This window comes from Prevotella sp. oral taxon 475 (assembly GCF_018127805.1).
Lineage (GTDB): Bacteria > Bacteroidota > Bacteroidia > Bacteroidales > Bacteroidaceae > Prevotella.
The window spans coordinates 300,712-319,032 of the sequence record NZ_CP072334.1 but is presented as its reverse complement, the minus strand read 5'-3'; the positions used below and the strand labels follow the sequence as shown (position 1 = coordinate 319,032).

At 50.9% G+C, this 18,321-nt stretch carries 12 protein-coding genes; 3 read left to right on the top strand and 9 right to left on the bottom strand.

What is annotated here, in order from left to right; genetic code table 11:
* Positions 1-112: 112 nt before the first annotated feature.
* Positions 113-850, bottom strand: a complete 738-nt coding sequence (locus J5A66_RS01205; protein ID WP_211790679.1) for an SIMPL domain-containing protein — start codon at positions 848-850, stop codon at positions 113-115.
* Between the two features lie 109 nt (positions 851-959).
* On the opposite strand from J5A66_RS01205, the gene J5A66_RS01200 reads away from it, so the two are divergent.
* The 3 genes from J5A66_RS01200 to J5A66_RS01190 are packed head-to-tail and all read left to right on the top strand — an operon-like array spanning position 960 to position 2,392.
* The gene (locus tag J5A66_RS01200) at positions 960-1,550 is read left to right on the top strand and encodes a hypothetical protein (protein ID WP_211790678.1); all 591 of its coding nucleotides are present in this window, start codon (positions 960-962) and stop codon (positions 1,548-1,550) included.
* Positions 1,551-1,560: 10 nt separating this feature from the next.
* Complete coding sequence (locus tag J5A66_RS01195) at positions 1,561-2,115, top strand: cob(I)yrinic acid a,c-diamide adenosyltransferase (protein WP_211790677.1); 555 nt, start codon at positions 1,561-1,563, stop codon at positions 2,113-2,115.
* Between the two features lie 55 nt (positions 2,116-2,170).
* Positions 2,171-2,392 (top strand): DUF2795 domain-containing protein, encoded by a 222-nt coding sequence (locus tag J5A66_RS01190; protein ID WP_211790676.1) that lies wholly within the window; start codon positions 2,171-2,173, stop codon positions 2,390-2,392.
* Positions 2,393-2,629: 237 nt separating this feature from the next.
* Here the strand turns inward: J5A66_RS01190 and J5A66_RS01185 are convergent, their stop codons facing one another.
* From J5A66_RS01185 to J5A66_RS01150, 8 genes are all read right to left on the bottom strand, one after another.
* On the bottom strand, positions 2,630-5,644 hold the full coding sequence (locus J5A66_RS01185) for a GEVED domain-containing protein (RefSeq protein ID WP_211790675.1): 3,015 nt from the start codon (positions 5,642-5,644) through the stop codon (positions 2,630-2,632).
* 186 nt (positions 5,645-5,830) lie between these two features.
* On the bottom strand, positions 5,831-8,851 hold the full coding sequence (locus J5A66_RS01180) for a GEVED domain-containing protein (protein ID WP_211790674.1): 3,021 nt from the start codon (positions 8,849-8,851) through the stop codon (positions 5,831-5,833).
* Positions 8,852-9,017: 166 nt separating this feature from the next.
* Positions 9,018-10,844 carry a SusD/RagB family nutrient-binding outer membrane lipoprotein gene (locus J5A66_RS01175; RefSeq protein WP_211790673.1) on the bottom strand — a complete coding sequence of 609 codons (1,827 nt, stop codon included), beginning with the start codon at positions 10,842-10,844 and terminating at the stop codon, positions 9,018-9,020.
* 88 nt (positions 10,845-10,932) lie between these two features.
* Positions 10,933-14,553 carry a SusC/RagA family TonB-linked outer membrane protein gene (locus tag J5A66_RS01170; RefSeq protein WP_211790672.1) on the bottom strand — a complete coding sequence of 1,207 codons (3,621 nt, stop codon included), beginning with the start codon at positions 14,551-14,553 and terminating at the stop codon, positions 10,933-10,935.
* Positions 14,554-15,330: 777 nt separating this feature from the next.
* Positions 15,331-16,791, bottom strand: coding sequence for a glycosyltransferase (locus J5A66_RS01165; RefSeq protein WP_211790671.1), 1,461 nt, complete (start codon positions 16,789-16,791; stop codon positions 15,331-15,333).
* The gene (locus tag J5A66_RS01160) at positions 16,784-17,152 is read right to left on the bottom strand and encodes a hypothetical protein (protein ID WP_211790670.1); all 369 of its coding nucleotides are present in this window, start codon (positions 17,150-17,152) and stop codon (positions 16,784-16,786) included. The genes J5A66_RS01165 and J5A66_RS01160 overlap by 8 nt, the downstream gene beginning before the upstream one ends.
* Positions 17,136-17,558: a hypothetical protein gene (locus J5A66_RS01155; protein ID WP_211790669.1), complete on the bottom strand. Its 423-nt coding sequence runs from the start codon at positions 17,556-17,558 to the stop codon at positions 17,136-17,138. The genes J5A66_RS01160 and J5A66_RS01155 overlap by 17 nt, the downstream gene beginning before the upstream one ends.
* Positions 17,533-18,183 (bottom strand): outer membrane lipoprotein carrier protein LolA, encoded by a 651-nt coding sequence (locus J5A66_RS01150; protein WP_249109993.1) that lies wholly within the window; start codon positions 18,181-18,183, stop codon positions 17,533-17,535. The genes J5A66_RS01155 and J5A66_RS01150 overlap by 26 nt, the downstream gene beginning before the upstream one ends.
* Between the last annotated feature and the right edge of the window lie 138 nt (positions 18,184-18,321).

The window sequence follows — 18,321 nt, the reverse complement described above, 5'->3', positions numbered from 1 at the left end:
CTTTTGCAGTGCGTTTTCTTAGCTTTTGAAAAACGAAGATTGAACTCCCTGAAAATCAAGGCTTAGCACGAGCGACAAAAAGGAGCATGATCGGTATGGAGAAAGGCGGTGTTTAGCGCACGCGATAGGTCGTTCGCACGGTGATACTGGCCACCTTTTCCTTACTGCTGGTGTTGAAAGTGCCGCCCCAACTGTATTCGTCGTCGCTATTGAGTCCCACGATTTGGAACACACCCATCGACGAAGAGACCAACGCACCCACAGAAGCGTCGCTACCCTTGGCGATGGTCTGCGCGCGTTCGTAAGCATTGGCACTGGCGCGATTGAGCATTTCCATCTTCAGGTCGTTGAGTCGGGTGTAGTAATAGAGGGGTTTTTCGCTACTGAAATTGATGCCGCTACCATAGAGTTCGGAGATTTTCTGATACACACGTTCAACGATGGGCAGGTTGTTCGAGCTCACGGTGAAAGTCTGCGACACGCCATAGCCGTTGGAAAGGGTGATGTATCGGTGCTGATCTTCATCGTAAAAACTCTTGGTTCGCTCGCTGATGTCGACGCTACTCACCAAGATGCTCTTTTCGACAATGCCGTTATCGTGCAGATATTTCCGCAAGATGCGCGCCACCCGTTCGTATTCGGCAAAGGCAGAGCTACGAGTAGGGCCCTCGGCATTGGCCGAAACTTTCCACACAATCAGGTCGCTGGTGATTTGTTTTTCGGCCATTCCGGTCACGTTGATGTAGGGTTCGCCTGCTCGGAAGTTAGTGAGCCCCTTGCCGATGAGCCATGCCCCGGCCACCATCACAATGGCGAGAAGGGCGGCGAGGATGATTTTTGTTTTGTCCATTGTTCTCTTCTTTTGGTGATACATTGATGGTTTGTCGCTGCAAAAGTAAGATATTTCCGTATCTTTGCACTCTAACAAACAGAACAAAACGAAAAGAAGACACCACGCTATGCACCGATTTCAACACCTTTGGGTTTGGCTCATGCGCATAGGATACTGCCGAGGGTTCGGCATACAGTCGCCCACGGCCTATGCTTTTGTGCGATATGTCGTAAACGAACACTACCCCTACTACGCTTACGATGAACTGTCGGAAGCCCTTCCCCACCTCACCGCTCTTGAAAGGAAACTGGGCGAACTCTACTTCCGCATCGCCAACAACCGACAGGCAGACACCTGGGTGAGCCTGCAACCCTCGTCCGCTGCTGATCAACGATATGTGGAAAGAGGATGCCGGGCCACCCGCTATCTCTCGGTGCGCTCGATAGAAGATGTTCTGGCGGCCGATGCCCACCGTATCGACGTGGTTCAACTCTCTCCGCTGGGCAACTACGCTGCTTTCTACCGAGAAATAGCCGATCGAATACACCCTGCAAGCATACTGATTGTAGAAGGTATTCAACGCGATGCTGCCATCCGCCGCTTTTGGAAAGAGGTGCAGGAAGATGAACGCACAACGGCGACGTTCGATCTTTACTATTGTGGCATCGCGTTTTTCGACAAGACACGACCGAAACAGCACTACAAAATTAATTTTTAACCAACGGGAGATGAAAATTTATACAAAGAAAGGCGACACGGGAAAGACCAGTTTAGTGGGTGGAAGACGGGTGAGCAAATCGGATGCGCGCATCGAAGCCTATGGCACCATCGACGAACTCAACGCCCAATTGGGCTATCTCGTCTCGCTCTTGCCACCGGGACACGAGGTCGATGTGCTGGAAAGCATTCAGCATCGGCTCTTCAACGTGGGTTGCTCGCTGGCCACTCCTCCTGCACACTCGGGCCACCCTATGACTCCACAGCTAAGCGATGAAGACGTGACGACTCTGGAACGGGAAATCGACCGGATGCAGGCCGCACTGCCCCCACAGACGCATTTCATTCTGCCCGGCGGCTGCGAGGCCGGCGCTTGGGCGCATGTGTGCCGCACAGTGTGCCGCCGGGCGGAGCGAAGAATGGTGTTCTTGGCAGAGGAAAGCGAGGTGGAGACCACGGCATTGCGGTTGATCAATCGCCTATCCGACTATCTTTTCGTTCTCTCTCGACATCTGAACTCTGCTTGCGGAAAGGCCGAAAAAAAGTGGCAAAGCACTTGCAAATAACACAAAAAGTATTATTTTTGCAACTAAAATAAAAACAAGAAAAACTTGATAGACTATGTATTGGACATTAGAACTGGCTTCCAAACTGGAAGATGCACCTTGGCCTGCCACCAAAGAAGAACTCATTGACTATGCCATGCGTTCGGGCGCACCGCTGGAAGTGCTCGAAAACTTGCAGGAAATTGAGGACGAAGGCGATGTCTATGACAGCATCGAAGACATCTGGCCCGACTATCCCACCAAAGAAGATTTCCTCTTTAACGAGGATGAGTATTAAACCCTACGACATAAAAGGTTATCTCGCCATGGCAGATAACCTTTTTTCTTTGCCCTGCCGGCTCCTTTTTTCAAAGAGAAACACACTGGAGAGCACGGCGTTTCCGCTCAATATCTGTTCAACGCCCATAGCAACAAATAAGCATCCCGCCCCAACTTGCTGCGCATCTACTGAAAAATAGATGCGCAGAAAGTTGAAACGAGATGCGCAGAAAGTTGAAGAGGAACGAGCTGCCTCTTACCCTTTCATGATTTTCTTCACCCGGATGACGTTGCCGCTTTGCATCTTCAGCAGATAGACGCCCTTGGTTTGCCCCTTCAAACTGTAAGCGGAGGGACGCTCGAGAGTTTGTATCAACATACCGTCTGCAGTGAAGAGCCAGGCCCGGTCGACGTTGGTGAAGAGGAGGTTTTCGCCCTCCTGCCGAACGGAAGAACCGGAAGCTGCTGTCTGGGTGATGGCGTTGGTTTGGTCGAGACCATCAGGTTGCTCGGCAATACCTTGATCCCAGTTGCCCTCGGCAGCTCCTCGCGAAGCGTTATCGCCGGTGATCTCTACGCCAAAGTCGATAGCGAAGCCTTTGTTAAACTTGCCCACAGGTTGCAGTGCGCCTTCAAACCAAGCATCGGAGAAGACGATGCGCAACCGGCTCTTTCCAACCCGAGCGTCGTCGGGAATCTTAAAGGAGAACTCTTGCAGCGACTGCACGTTGGGAATGGTGGCTCCTTTGTACTTGCCTACGCTGAAAAGGCATTCGCCATGGTCGGGATCGTCGGCCAGATTGCGAGGATCGAACTGGTGGTTGCCGTCGAAGTCCATCCAAGCTCTGCCGATACAATAGCGAAGATCGTCGTGTGTATTGTCGGCATAGTCGGTAGCCTCATAGCCTTTGAGCTTGAGCGTCACTTGCTGTCCTTGCCGAACCTTCCACACTTTCTTAGAGGCGTCGACATAATTGGCACCACCGGTGGGCTTGTTGGCTGTATAAAGAATGTCGCTGATGCCACCCGCGGTTTCCACACGCTCGAGATAGCGAACGCGTTGTGCCCGCTCGGCTCCGTCGGCAGCTAAGTCGAGTTCCACCTTTCCGTAGGAGTCTTCCTCGGGTTCGGGCAGCTGCTGCTGGTCGGCACGGGTCACCGGTTGCCAAAGCACAGGCGAATAGGTTTTCAAGTCGGTAGCCACGGCGCGCACACCGATGAAGGGGCGGTCGGTCAACTCGGGCAGTTGGATGTCGCCCACATAGGCGGCCCACTGCGATGTACGGGCAATCTCCGACACACGACCGTTCTCTCCGTTCTTGTAAAGCACCTCGAAGTGATCGATATGGGCGTCATCGTTCATGAGCACAGGGTTATCTTGACTGCCCTGCACATGCCAAACAGCTTTCACAGAGAGACTCTTTCGGGTTTCTTCTTTCACCTCGATGGTGAGGTCTTCTATCCCGGCGGGCGTGGCTTTGAAGCTGTCGTGCAACTGCAACTTACCCACGAGCAGACGGCAGGCAGCATCGCAGTCTTTCACACGCAGACCAATGCGATCGATGACATCAGCTGAACTCAATCCTGTCAGCTGCACACGATGCTCTTGCCAGGTCTTTCCGGCAGCATCGGGCACGGGGAACTCCTTCCAGTCGGCACTGCCCTTGGTGCGAACGATGAGGTAGAGGTGGGCGGAGGAGGTGCTCTCAGCGATATTCTTAACGGCTACGTCGGCATAGATGTTGCCGGCTGTTCCGTGTAGGTCGGTTTTGTAGAGAACAACATCCGTCATAGCTGCCGACTCTTTGCCCGAGAGTTGCAGACAAGAACCGCCCATATAGGCATCTCGGTTGGTGAACTCGGGCTGAAGAGCGGTGCTCACTTGGTTGGTTCCGCCTTGATAGACCAGCCAACGATAGGTAGGAACGATGTCTTGAGCCGAGAGATTGTACCACGAACCGGATGTTTTCTTTCCCTTATAGTTGTAACGCGCTCCGTTGCCCACATTGAAGTGGGTGACAAAAGGCAGCGTACCGCTGATGGCCGAACGCTCGGGTATCCACGTAGCCATACCTGCAAAGGCAGACAACGGAGGGGTTGCGCCATTCCAACGCAGGTTGTTGCCGGCATTGACCACGTGAGGCCGATAGGCGGGATTGCGATGTCCACCCGAGAAAGCACGCTCGAGCAGCATCTGATAGTTGCTCATTCGCTCCTGCGGATCGCCGCCTGAGTTGTACGACCAGAACCTGCTTTGGTCGTGTTCGCCCCAAAGTGCGATGCCGCATTTCTTGGTTTGCTCGTCGCGATCCAGGGCGGTCCAGTTCTTATCCATCCCTACAATCCATCCGCCGGCATAGAGACCTTTCGTGGTTCCCAGGGCTGCTTCGGCGGCTTGCACCGATCCTCGCATGTTATTCGAGAAGCCGCTGCCGTCGTAGTTGAGCATCACCTCAGCCGTTCGCTTGCCACCGGATCCGAAAAGGGCGGGTGCCTCCCAAGAGTCGAGCGAGGAATTGATGGTGTAGATCACAATGTGGAAGTTGTCGAAGCCTTCCTCATTAGCAATCTCATACAAGCGTCGGTGGAAAGCTACCACATCACCATTACCGTATCCTGATGCTTCCCAGTTGTAGTTGATGCCGTCCATGCCCATGAAGCGCAGCAGGTTGATGATCGGACGAGCATATTTATAGTCGCCCTTGGCGTTTTTCTTCGAGATGAAACGCATCCAACCGTTGGCTGCATTGTGACCGTCGAAAAACTTAATGCCACTCATAATGTCGCTTCCATTTCGATGGGCAGCATCTGTCCAGGCTCCCGGTGCTTGAAAGAGGGAGTGATTCCAGGATCCAAAGAGATGGGTGTAGTTCCACATCGAGAAGTTGTCGCTGGCGAAATCTTTCGAGGGATAGCCTCCTGTACCTTTTCCTGCACCCGAGGGAAGGTTGAGAAACAGCTCGCGAGCGGCGTAGGTCTTGGAAACGAGTCGGTCGGTATTGTCGATGAGTTTTCTTTTGCGGACGTGCGACCGGATAAACTCCAGTTCCTCATAGATGCCGGCATCTTTGAGTTCGGCCGTCGTAGGATACTTTCTTCCCATGGCATCTGCTCTGGCAAAGAGGTCGAGCAGATCCTCGTCGCCGAATTTTGAGAAATCATAAATGGTGGTCGATGCCGTTTCGGAATACTGTTGCGCTCGCCCATTCAGAGGAGCTAACATCAAAAGGCCCAGAAAGGCGTATCGGGCCAGAAAGGTTTTTCTTTTCATCTCTTTTAATGTAGATTTATATTGAAGTGATGTTTTGCACGTGTCGGAAGCACTGTCGCACTTCTATGATAGTTGTTTTGCACGTGTCGGAGACACCATCCTTTTTTCATAAGAAGAAAGAGGAGGCTTTATTGATCAGCCTCCTCTTCCTATTTTATTGATTCGTGAGAACCGATTCAGTTACGATTACCGGATCGTCACTTTCTGTGTGCGGATGATATTCTTGTTCTGCATCTTCACGAGGTAAACGCCCGGTGCGAGCGATGCTACCTTGAAGGATGTGGGATGATTGAGAGTGGCCATCAGCGAGCCGTCGGTTGCAAAGATCCAAGCCTGTTCTACGTTGGTGAAGTTCAGTGCCTCGGCATCCATCACCAATTGCGACGGAGCTGCAACGGGAGCGGTGATGCCCGTTGTGGTCAGACCTTCGGGTTGATCGGCTACGCCCTGGTCGTGCGTGTCGGCAGGAATGGGACGCTGCGGCTTGGTGCCTGTAATCTTCACACGGAAGTCAATGGCAAAGCCTTTGTTGAATTTGCCAGTGGGTTTCAATGCTCCCTTGAACCAGGCATCAGAGAAGACGATTCGCATACGGGTGTCGCCGGTGCGGGCATCATCAGGAATCTTGAAGGTAATCGCCTTCAAGCCAGTTACCTGGTCAAGGGTTCCCTTTCTCAGTTCACCGATGGTGAAGAGCTGTTCGCCACCTTCTGACAATTCTTTCGGTTCGAATCGGTTGTCGCTGTTCAGGTCGATCCAGCCACGTCCGAAGCACCAACGCAAGTCATCATGGTTGTTATCAACTTCGTCTCTGGCCTGATAACCCTTGATTTTGATGGTAACGGTTGTACCTTGTTCTACCGTAAGCACCTGTCCATTGGTGGTTGCATCAACATAATTGGTGCCGCCGGTGGGCTGGTTGGCAGTATAATCGATGTTGGTGGTTCCGCCCACGGTGATGAATCGTTCAACATAGCGCACTTTTTGAGCAATCTTCGCTCCGTCGGCGTCCATGTCAAGCTCGGGCGCAGTGTAGGGATTGGTCACCAGGTCGGGGAGACGGCTGGCATCTTCGCGAGTCACCTGAGTCCATTGTACGGGCGAGTAGCTCTTCAAGTCTTTGCCTACGGCGCGCACACCGATGTAAGGATTGTGCTGTGCGTGGGTCAAATCGATGTTGCCCACATAGGCAGCCCACTGCGTAGTGCGTGCCACTTCGGACACTCTGCCGTCGGCTCCATCCTTCAAGAGAATCTCGAAGTGGTCGATATTGGCATCATCGTTATACACCAGACCAGTGGTGGCTGCTGTGGTATTAACACTCCACGAAGCTTTCACCGACAACGAAGTCTTGGTTTCTTCTTTCACTTGGATGGTAACGTCCTTTACTTCGGCAGGAGCCTGCGTGTAACCATCGGTGAGTTCGAGCTTACCCACCATCATTTGATAATTGGCATCGCTGTTCTTCACACGCAAACCAATTTTGTCGATGGTCGTACCAGAAGCGAGATCGGTCAAGTTGATTTGATGCTCTTCCCAATTCTTACCCGTAGTTTTACCCACAGGGTATTCTTTCCAAACGTTGCCGTTCTTCAGATGCACAATCAAGTAGAGGTTCGATTCTTTCTCTCCCTCTTTTCCGCTCTTAATGGCCACGTTGGCTTTGATGGCTCCGGTTGAGCCGGTCAGGTCGGTTTTGTACAGTACAATGTCTGTTCCCGCAGCCTGGTCTGTACCCGAGAGCAACAGACACGAGCCGCCAGTGTAAGCGTCTTTATAAGAGAACTCAGGAGAAATCTTATCGCTCACAGTTTCTGTTCCTGCATCGTACACCAGCCAACGATAGGTAGGAACGATGTCTTGGTTAGCCATGTTGTACCACGGACCTGCAGTTCTCTTTCCTTTATAATTATATTGCGATCCGGCACCCATGTTGAAATAGGTCGAGAAGGGAAGATTTCCCTGAATAGTGGTGCGCTCGGGAATCCAGGTAGCCAAGCCTGCAAAAGAAGACAAAGGCAAGTTGCCGCCGGTTTCCTCCCAGTTGTTGTTGTAATTGGAAACTGCCGGGCGATTAGCCGGATTGCGCATACCGCCAGAGAAGCCACGCTCGAGCAGCTTTTGATAGTTGCTCATCGCCTCGAAAGCATCTCCACCGACATTGTAACTCCAAAAACGACTTTGCGCATGTTCGCCCCACAAACAAACGCCGCATTCTTTCGCCGTATTCAAGCTTGTCCAACGGCGATTCATATTCATGATCCACACGCCAGCATACAGTCCTTCCGTGGTTCCCATCGCTGCCTTTGCGGCAGAAACAGAGGAAGGCATCTGATGAGTAAAGTCGCCACCGGAATAGTTCAACATCAAGTCGGCTGTCTTTGTACCGCCGCTTCCGAAAAGAGCTCTTGCAGTATAACCCGTCAACCCAGATTCAGAAGTATAGATAGCGATATGGAAGTTCTTGAAATTCTCCTGATCAGCAATCTTATACAAGGCCTGATGGAAACCGATTACCCTTTCATCGTCATAGCCAGAAGCCTCCCAGTTATAGTTGATACCATCCAAACCCAAATACTGCAAGAGATAAATCATCGGCTTGGCATAGGTATAAGTGCCATCCGACTCCTGCGTCGTAATGATGGGCATCCAGCCTTCTGCACCTACACCACCAGGATTACCGGTAGTATCGAAGAACTTCACACCGCTCAATAGGTCGGTTCCGTTTTTATGAGCAGCATCTGCCCAGGCACCCGGAGCTTGGAACAAGCCGTGGTTCCACGCACCGAAGAGATTGGTATAGTTCCACATCGAGAAGTTGTCACTGGCAAATTCTTTCGACGGATAGCCGCCCGTGCCACGTCCTGCACCAGCAGGAATGTTCATGAAGAGGTCTCTCTTCTCATACGTATTCTTTTCCAAGCGATCGGCACGAGAAAGAATATTGCGTTTGCGTACATGCGAACGAACAAACTCAATTTCGTTAGCCAGTCCAGCATTTCTCAATTCTGCGTCCGTGGGATAACGGCGACCCTCTTTCACAATCTTCGCAAAGAGCTTCAACAGCTTCACATCGTCAAAGCCTTGGAAGTCGTACACCACTTTCGATGCAGAAGCAGGCTCAGTGGTTTGCGCGCTCATCGTCGTAGGAGCAGCAGCCAAAAGGCCGGCCAATGCCAACAATCTGAATGTAGATTTCTTGTTCATACTTTATTGTTTTTAGTTAGATAAATGATTCTTTGTTGAAAGGAAAGTCGACAAACAAACTGAAGTGATCGACGTGGCACCGTTGTTCACCTTCTATGAAACAACATTCCCAACGTTCTCTATCGTTTGTCGACTTTCCCATTCGTCATCAGACGCGTTTGAATTCTTACTGGAAATTAGGTCCTTTGGTGTCCCACCACAAACGCGTTGCCACATAGTCGCCGCCTGTCAGCGTCTTGAAGGCCGTGCGTCTGAGGTCTTCGAATGTCACAGGGTCGTCCTTTCCAGGGAAAGGCAGACGTCGAATGGTTTCTCCATCATCGATGCTTCCGTCCGAATCTTCGGCATTCAGAATTTCGAAGAGTTTGGGATAGCCCGTACGACGCAGATCCACCCACGTTTCATAGCTTTCCGGATAGGCCGCGATATACTTCTGTGTGATAATCTTTTCGAGTTTCATTTCCGGTGTATCGCCATCATTCCATTTCACACCAATCTTCGTTACGCTTTCAACGGGGTCGGTTTCGCCGGTCGGATCATTATATGTATAAGGTATTGCGTTTGCTTGTTGCGTATAAGCAGCAATGCCTTTCTTATACGGATTATCTCCGTTTTCATCCTGATAGTAGTTCTCGCGATCTTCACAAGACCCCTCTTCGATTCCCTTTTCATAGAAATCCTTGGCATTACCCATCATATTCCAACCTCTCACCGCACCTTCTGCACGCAGGAAGCACACTTCCGAGAGTTTCATCAGGTACAAAGGAGCCGACCAGATCACTGTACTGTTCACCCTACTAAAGGCAATGTATTGGTTTCCATCATAAGCTTGCCCGTCTCCGGTGTAAGTTCCCGAGCGGATACCTACGATTTTCGAGTCAGCAGCCAATTGAACCTTAGTCTTTTTGTTCACGATTGGCGCATCGTTTTTCTCGAAAAGATATTTCATATAGGGGTGATTCAAACTGGCCAGCAGGCTCTCGAATGAAGCACTTAGGCGCGTATCGTGCCAGTTTTCGCTGATTTCGACCAGCGGATGCGAGAAACCCGAACTGGCCGGCGGAAGACATACTTCATTCTTTTCCTCCTCAATCACACCGCTCTGCACCGCTTCTTCGGCCCATTTCCGAGCATCTGCCGGAGCCACCTTCACCACATGTATGGCCAAACGCAACTTCAACGAGTTGGCAAAGCGCACCCAAGTATCCAAAGTCCTATTGCCCAACTTTCTATCCGACGTGATACGGATGTTCGCATTCAGTACATCGACCACCGCATTTTTGTAATCAGCAGGCTTCGTCTCAAAATACTTCAAGCAAGCCACGATGCTATCGATATTGTTAATGGCCTTTTTATAAATGGAAGGCAGATCTTGATAATTATAAGGTGCCGTCTGAACGTTATTCTTCAGGTCGGTATAGGGAACGGCTCCATAAACATCAGCCACCTCTACAGCAGCATAGTTATAAAGAAGAAGGTAGATTGCCTTCACTTCGGGGATAGAATCGATAGACCCATGATTAAGAAGCGGCGAAATGCGGCTGGCCGCTTGTCCGAAGGAACCCATCGGACCGCCATAGAATTTGGGGTTGACATCATAGGTAGACGTCACCTTCACCTTCGCATAAGGAAACACCTGGTGGGGGATCACCGCATATTGCACATAGTTGTCGATGCCCAAACAGTTGCGATATTGATAAGAGTGCGGAGCAGGTTTCACTCCGTCCTTACCTCCACGCATAGCATATTGCGCGCCGATACCATCGGCCAGAACGCTCTTTAACGACACGGCTGCCTTCTTCACATCGGTTGCCGTGAATACCTTTTTATAAAAAAGGCTGTCGGCTTTACCTGTATTCTTCGAGTTCCACGTATCCACCTGAGACTCATTAGACTTGAACTCGCTTCCCGTTGCATCGAAATCCAAACACGATGTCAGCATCAATGCCGATAGTGCAATGGGGAGAGAGGCGCATTTGAAAAACCTTTTCATAGACAATATATTTTTTAACCTAAGCCATGGGCCGCCCCTTTCACGGATCTGCCGTCAAGGAACAACGGCCCAGGCCTTTGTTTGGATGTTACAAGTTGATTTTAAATGAAAGACCGTACGAGCGAGACGAGGGCGTATTGAACACTTCGAAGCCGCCCAATCCATTGCCTGTAGACAGTGATACGTCAGGATCCACAGGGCTCTTCTTATACAGGAAGAACAGGTTGCGGGCAATAAACGAGACGTTGAGGTTCTTGTTCAGTCCGAAGAGATCTCTGAAGGTATAGCCGAGCGAGAGTTCGCGAAGACGGAAGTTCGTTGCGCTGTACACATAATTGGCGTTGGTGCTGGCCGAACTGCCCACACCTTCGAAATATTCTTTCACCGGAACGATTCTACCGCTACCATCGGGCAGAGCGATACCCGGCACATTGCCATAGGCCGAAGCAACAATTCCGTTGCGTTCTGCGGCCTGACGGGCATCGGCTGTGCGCTTAGACAGACCGTAGAAGTCGAGATACGACTCGGTCAGAGAGATCACCTTTCCGCCGATGCGCCCATTGATGAGCATCGTGAGGGAGAAGTCTTTATAGTTAAAGGTGTTGGTCCAACCCATCTGCCACTTAGAGTTCATGTTGCCCACATACTTGAGATTCTCCTGACTGTCATCGAAGCGAGGAACGCCTTTCTTCGTTACCGAGATGCTTTTTCCGTCTTTCTTATACTTGAAATCAGGCACATAGATGTCTCCCAACGATCTACCCGAAGAGTAGAGCACATGGGCACCGCCCACCTTCACCGAAATTTCGCGTTCGTTTCCGTTCTCATCGATCGCTCCTCTCAGGATTTTGTTGCTGTTGAAAGAGAAGTTATAAGCCGTTCTCCAACGGAGATGCTTGCCAAACTTGAAGTCGTAACCGACGGTACTCTCGAATCCCGTGTTGCGAACGATGCCCGTGTTATAGACATTGTTGACGTTAAAGCCACTGGAAGTCTGCATATACATATTCGTCAGGCGTGTATTATAATAGGTGAAGTCTACGCTCAATCGATTCTTAAAGAACAGCATCTCGACACCCGTTTCAAACGAACGCATCTTCTCGGGAACGGGTTTGAACTTGGAGAACTTCGATCCTACGCCCGCACCGGTCAGCAGGTCGTAACCGAACTTGAAGTAATAGTTTTCAGGAATCGAGTTTCCCACTTCCGAGTAAGACACACGATACTTGAGATAGTCTATCCAAGTGGGCAGTTTGACCAATGAACTGACAATGGCATTGGCACCTACACCGAAATAGCCGAACCATTCGCGGTCTAACATTCCTCTTTTATAGAACTGGCGGAAGGGCCGATAAGAGTCCAAACGGTAAGAGCCGTCTACATATACTTTCTCCTTCCAGCCCACCTGAGCCGTGAAGAGCCAAGCCTTATCCCAATTGCGGAAGATGGAAGAGGTGGTCACTCCGGGGCCACCGGCATTCACTTCAAAGTAATTGGTCACTTTGGGCAGCGTGAGCCAATTCTCGTCTCGCACCGTGGCCTTACCGATATAAGTGTTTTTATGCGTTTCTTTCAACGTGTGGCCTACCCAACCTGCCGTGGCCGACAGAGAGTAATCTTTGAGCGTTTTGTTGTAGCTCAGCAGATAGTCGGTATAAATTTCAGAAGATTTGCTATCGTTGCTCCAGCACCGTCCGAACCGATTCATCGCAGCCGTAGCCACCAATGTGGTGGCATGCTCCCAGCCTTCTTTCTTATAATGCGTTCTGGTGTAGTTGAAACGGGCCTGGAAAGACAAGCCATCATAAATATCTACAGCAGCCGAGAGGGTGGTAAACAAGCGGTTCTCGTCCTGTCGATTGCGCGACATATTCAACAACCAATAGGGGTTGTTGCTATCGTTCGACTTGTAAGCCCAGCTCTGCATCGGGCCATGAAGTTCGTATTCTTCTTTGGCTGGTTGCAATCCCGTTTTGGGTTTGCCGTCCGAACCGATATAGGTAAACTCCTTATAATAATCCTGCAATCCCGACATCCAGCTACCATTGGCATCCATATAATGGTTTTTATAATACTGCATGTCGACGTTACGCGGCGTGAGATAGGTGTGATAGATGGGATTTCCCACTGTACCACCACCGGGACGGTTGCGCGTAATGGTTTCTACATAGTTGATAGAAGCATCGATTTTCAACCGATCGAAGAGTTTCAGATTCTGTCTGAACATCAAACTGTTACGGTTATACGAGTTATTGCGCACCATACCCGTTGCATAGCTGTTGCCCAACGAGAGATAGGAGCGCGATTTTTCATTTCCTCCCGACACCGACACCGAGTTGTTCGTGGTGACGCCCGTGCGGAAAAAGTCGTTCACATCATTGCGAGTCGTGTTGCGCAGATGCACTTCGTTGAGGGCATCCTTGGGAAACCAGTTGCCCAATGCCGTTAACGGGCTGAGATTGGTTTGCTCGCTGATCTTGCCTCCCCAGCCGTTAAAGCCCAACTGGGTGGTTTGTTTGCCGTTGATCACGGCTCCGTCTTCCATGGTTGCCCCGTAGATGTTCTGTATTTTGGGAGTGAGCAGGGGGGCATCGAAGGTAACGTTAGAGGTAAAACCGATGTCTATCTTTCCTTCCCGGCCCGATTTGGTCGTGATCATCACCACGCCATTGGCTGCCTGCGAACCGTAAAGGGCGGCCGCATTCGAACCTTTCAACACGTTGATCGACTCAATATCGTCGGGATTAATCATCGACAGCGGATCGGAACCTTCGCCTACGCTACCGAAAGTCAACTCTTCGCCTTGGTTGAAGCTGGCCTGTCCGCGCGTTTTATTGCTCATCGGCACACCGTCTACGACAATGAGCGGAGCACTGTTACCCGAAACCGACTTGTTTCCGCGAAGAATAATTTTCGAAGCACCACCGGCACCACCGGCACTCGGCGTAATCGTGATGCCCGACACCTTTCCTTCCAGCGTATTGGCTACGTTGGGGTCTTGCACCTTCACCAAGTCTTCGGCCTTGATTTTCTGCGTTGCATAAGTCAGCGACTCTTGTTTGCGCAGAATACCCATCGCGGTGACAACCACTTCGCCCAGTACTTGACTGTCGTCTTTCATCACCACGTCGATCACGCTGCGATTGTTCACCGTCTGTTCCTGCTGTGTGTAGCCCACGTAAGAGTAGACCAGCACGGGCTTTGCCATGTCGGTGGAAATGGTATACTGCCCGTCGATATTGGTCACGGCCCCTTTACCGGTGCCTTTCACCAAGACACTCACACCGATGAGCGGCTCGCCATGACTGTCTTTCACTACACCCGTGACGGTGTGCTGTCCGCCTTTGGCTTTCTGTTGTTCGGCTCTTTGTTCTTTTTTCTGGGCAGGAGCGTTTTTGTCCGACAGGTAAACCACATTGTCCACCAAACGATAGGTGATGGCGGTACCGCTGAAGAGTCGGTCCAACACATCCGTGATCGATGCGTTATCCACCTCGACAGCATTGACAGATACCTTTGCCAGGGCATCGCTATAGAAAAAGCGATACTTGGATTGTTTTTTAATCTTTTCGATTACCGTTTCCAAATGGGCTTTTTGAGTGGTCAGTTTGATTTGCGCCCAGGCCCCATTGGCAGACGCAAACAGCAACGACAACGTTAAAAACCCTCTCAACAGGAAGGCTCCTGTCTGAAATCTTGGTCTTCTCATACGTTTAGTTATATATTTAAAGTAGATATTATTCCAATTAATGGGTTGACATGCGGGCTTTTCTACCCTCACTATACCCAATACAACTAAGAACAATAAATTACTTAGCTGATAAGAGAAAATAAATTATTTTATTTTGAAGCCGCTCTACAAAGGTAAATTTTATGGAAGTAGGCGCTATCCTATCGTCCTGCAAAATAACTATTTTCGCCATCGGTCGCTCCTCTTTTTTGTCTGTCTGCGATCAGAAACTGCTTTGCGGGGCTTGGTTGGTTGATAGAATAGGGTTGGCAACAGACCTACTGCTGTGCCGTTGTTCGTGCAACTACATCCGAGCTTTTTCCAAGTCCACGATAAGCATCTGATTTTCACGGTATTACTAAACGCATTTCAAAAGCTAAGAAAACGCACTGCAAAAGCTAAGAGATGGGAATGCAAAAGCTAAGAAAATGCAGGTCAAAAGCTAAGAGAAGGAGTAGTAAGGAGGGAAGGAGTAAGTAGTAAGGAGAGAAGTAATAAGGAGTAAAGGGGAAAGGAATAGGTAGTAAGGAGGGAAGGAGTAAGTAGGAAGGAGGAGAGTAATAAGGAGTAAAGAGGAAAGGAGTAAAGAAAAAAGGGGGGGATGATGAGGAGTAAAAGGAAAACCATTCGTTAATCCACACTCATCAACCATCTCATAGGAGTTGGTCCGTCGGCCTCTCCATTCACTTATATCGCCACGGTAATGGGAACAAACACCCCCCGAAGGGATGGATCTATTGACCTGTAAAGCTCCACTTAAAAGCTGATTTGAGCATCATATTCGTCTTTCCACTGCTGATACTGACGGCGGAAATGCTGGGCAAGCGCAACGGAAGAAAGGTGGGATGGAAGACTGGAGGCGGGCACACGGGGCTTCACCTCGATAGTGATGTGGCCCGGAGAGTGGGTACGGGCCTGCTTGTTGAGCACCTGTCCTGTGCCATTAAGAAAAACGGGGATGAGGTCGAGCCCGTGTTTCTGCGCCAAATAGAAAGCTCCCTGATGGAAACGAAGCAGAGACAGACTCGCGGAGCGGGTGCCTTCGGGGAAGATCATCACGCTATAACCGCGCGAGAGAAGGGCGACGAGCTGTGTTTCGTTTTCTTCGAAGTCGTTGCTCACGGGCATATACTCGGCATAACGGATGGCTACGCCGTAGAGAGGGTTGTTCCACACCCAGCGTTTGGTGAGAATGACGAGCCGAGGAGTGAGCATCATGATGCAAAGCAGGTCGAGATGGCTTTGATGATTGGCAATGATGATGCCCGGCTTACTAAAGTCTTCGCCCGTAGGATTGTGCAACGTGGTACTCACTCCTGGCAGATGGCGCAGCAACCACGAGCTCACGCGCTGAATAGAGCCGTGATAGGCCAGGCGTTGGCTCTCGGTGGCTCGGTGGGAAAGGAAGAAAATGAGCAGTCCGGCTTGCACGAAGAGCATCAGAACAAAGAGCGAGAGCAACACCAAGACCGTGGCGACAACCTTGAGAAGCTTGCGCGGCAGGGCATAGACAAGAGCCAAGCCGCAGAGAAAAGTGTTGAGAAGGGAGATGCGAAGGAAGTCGGTCGTGGGCCGAAAATGGCTCACACGCTCGTTCTGTGGGGGGTAATACACTTGTATGGGGATAGAAACGAGACGCACACCGTTCCAGGTTGCGAAGACCATCAGCTCGAGTTCGGCTTCGTAACGCGAAGTGATGAGGGGCAGCCAACGGAGCCTGTGCAGAGGATAAGCTCGATAGCCGGTTTGCGTATCGGAGAGTCGAACGCCGGTTTGGAGGGTGAACCAAAAGTTGCTGAACCGATTGGCAAACCTGCTTTGCGGGTTCATGTGTGCTCTGCTGTCATCCGATGCCGAGCGAGCAAACCGATTTCCCACGATGATGGCATCGGGATGGCGACGGATCGCTTCGAGAAAGAGGGGCAGATCGGAAGGAAAGTGCTGTCCGTCACTGTCGATGGTGATGGCATAGTCGAAGCCCTGGCGCACGGCCTCTTTGAATCCGCTCACCAAGGCGGCTCCTTTGCCTTTGTTTCGCTCGTGGGTGACGACGCTGATACAGGGATCGCAAAGGGCGAGAACATGAGCAGTGTCGTCGGTAGAACCGTCGTTCACCACGATGATGCTGGATGTCTGTCGGAGCACACCTTCGACAACGCCGCGCAATGTCCGGGCGTTGTTGTAGGTGGGGATGATAACGCAAACCCGTTTACACATAGACGAGTGAGAGTTTAGCAAACGTCTGTCCGTCGTTATGCAGTTCGGCTCTTACCAAAAGCCGCTCAGTGCCTGCTTCCGGCTTGACGTTCACATCGACAAATACCTGCGGCGTGCACTCGGGAGTAAGCAATGAGAGGAACTTTACGTTCTTGGCACACACCAGTCGCAGAGGTTTCTGCGCGAGTATTTCGGCCAATTCGCCCACCGTTTGTATCGTGCAGACGCCCGGGGTGATGGGTCTTTGCGGGAAATGGGCCTGATAAATGGGGTGACTGGCATTGAAAACAAGACGGAAACGGCCGCTTCCGCCTTCTGCATCGCAGGCTTCGATGCGATAAAAGTCATTCTGTAGCTTCATCTTCTGTGGTGGGTAAGGGGGTGAAGAGATAGTGGATGTGTCGCTTTCGGTTCTCATACCGATACTCGGAGACGGGCGGCAGATGGGGCAGAACTTGTTTCAGATCACGCCGAACGACGCGACGAATGTACCATTTGTCGAGCATCTCGATGACATTGAACAAACGGAGCTTGTCCCGCTGACGGTAGTAGACGAAGTCGAACACCTTGATGCCAAACTCGTTCATGATCGTTCCACTCACCGTCTGCTCTTCCTTGCGCAGCAGACAAACGCCGGTGATGCCGCCTTTTTCGAAAGAAATCTCCACCGACATGCGGCTCACGCTCTGCGCTTGCAGATCTGTCGCCAATAGCAACAGGCACATCTGCAGGCAAAGGTTCTTAATCCACTTTGAATTCATCGGCATCGACGGGGGCGTTTTTCTTCACATCGCGCAACAGAATAAGGGTGTTGTCGCCGCTTTTCTCAATCATCTCTACCGAAACGGCCACCATCTGCCGCTTGTCGAAAGTGATCACGAGGGTGCTGAAGAGTTGTTTCATCTCCTTTTTCATCGGCGTGAGGCGGGCAATCCACTTGTCTCCGTTCACCAGCATGCGAGTGGTGAAATTCTGTTTGTCGGTGAGACACTTGCCGGTAACGCTATTGAGCATGATGTTAGTGATCTCTCGGAACACCTTATTCTGAGCGGCGTTCACCACATCTCTTCGTTGTCGACTTTTCATGAGCACCTTTGCACCGTTCACAATGAAGGTATAGGCATAGGGCGAGGTGTACTCCCAACGCAGCAAAGCGGGTTGAGAGTAGCTCATCCTACCGTTGGACACCAGCTTGCTCTTCATCATTTTGAGCGTTTTTGTTTGCACAAAGCTGCACTGAAGGGTCTTCATCTTGCGAGCAGCATCGTTCACTTGCTCCATCATTTGCCGTGCCGTGGCATCGTCTACGGCTGTTTGTGCCGTGGCAGAGGCGGTCCAGAGCAGACCACTGAGCAAGCCAAGGCTGAGGAAGAGAATTTGTTTTTTCATCATTTTTCTTACTTTAGGGAGCGTCGCTCGGGAGCGAACACTCGTTTTTCTCATTTTCTCGGTTTCGCGTCGGCGCGAAATGTTGTTTTCTTCTTTTTGAGTTCGTCGCGCCGGAGCGAAGCCTTGTTTTGATCGTTATTG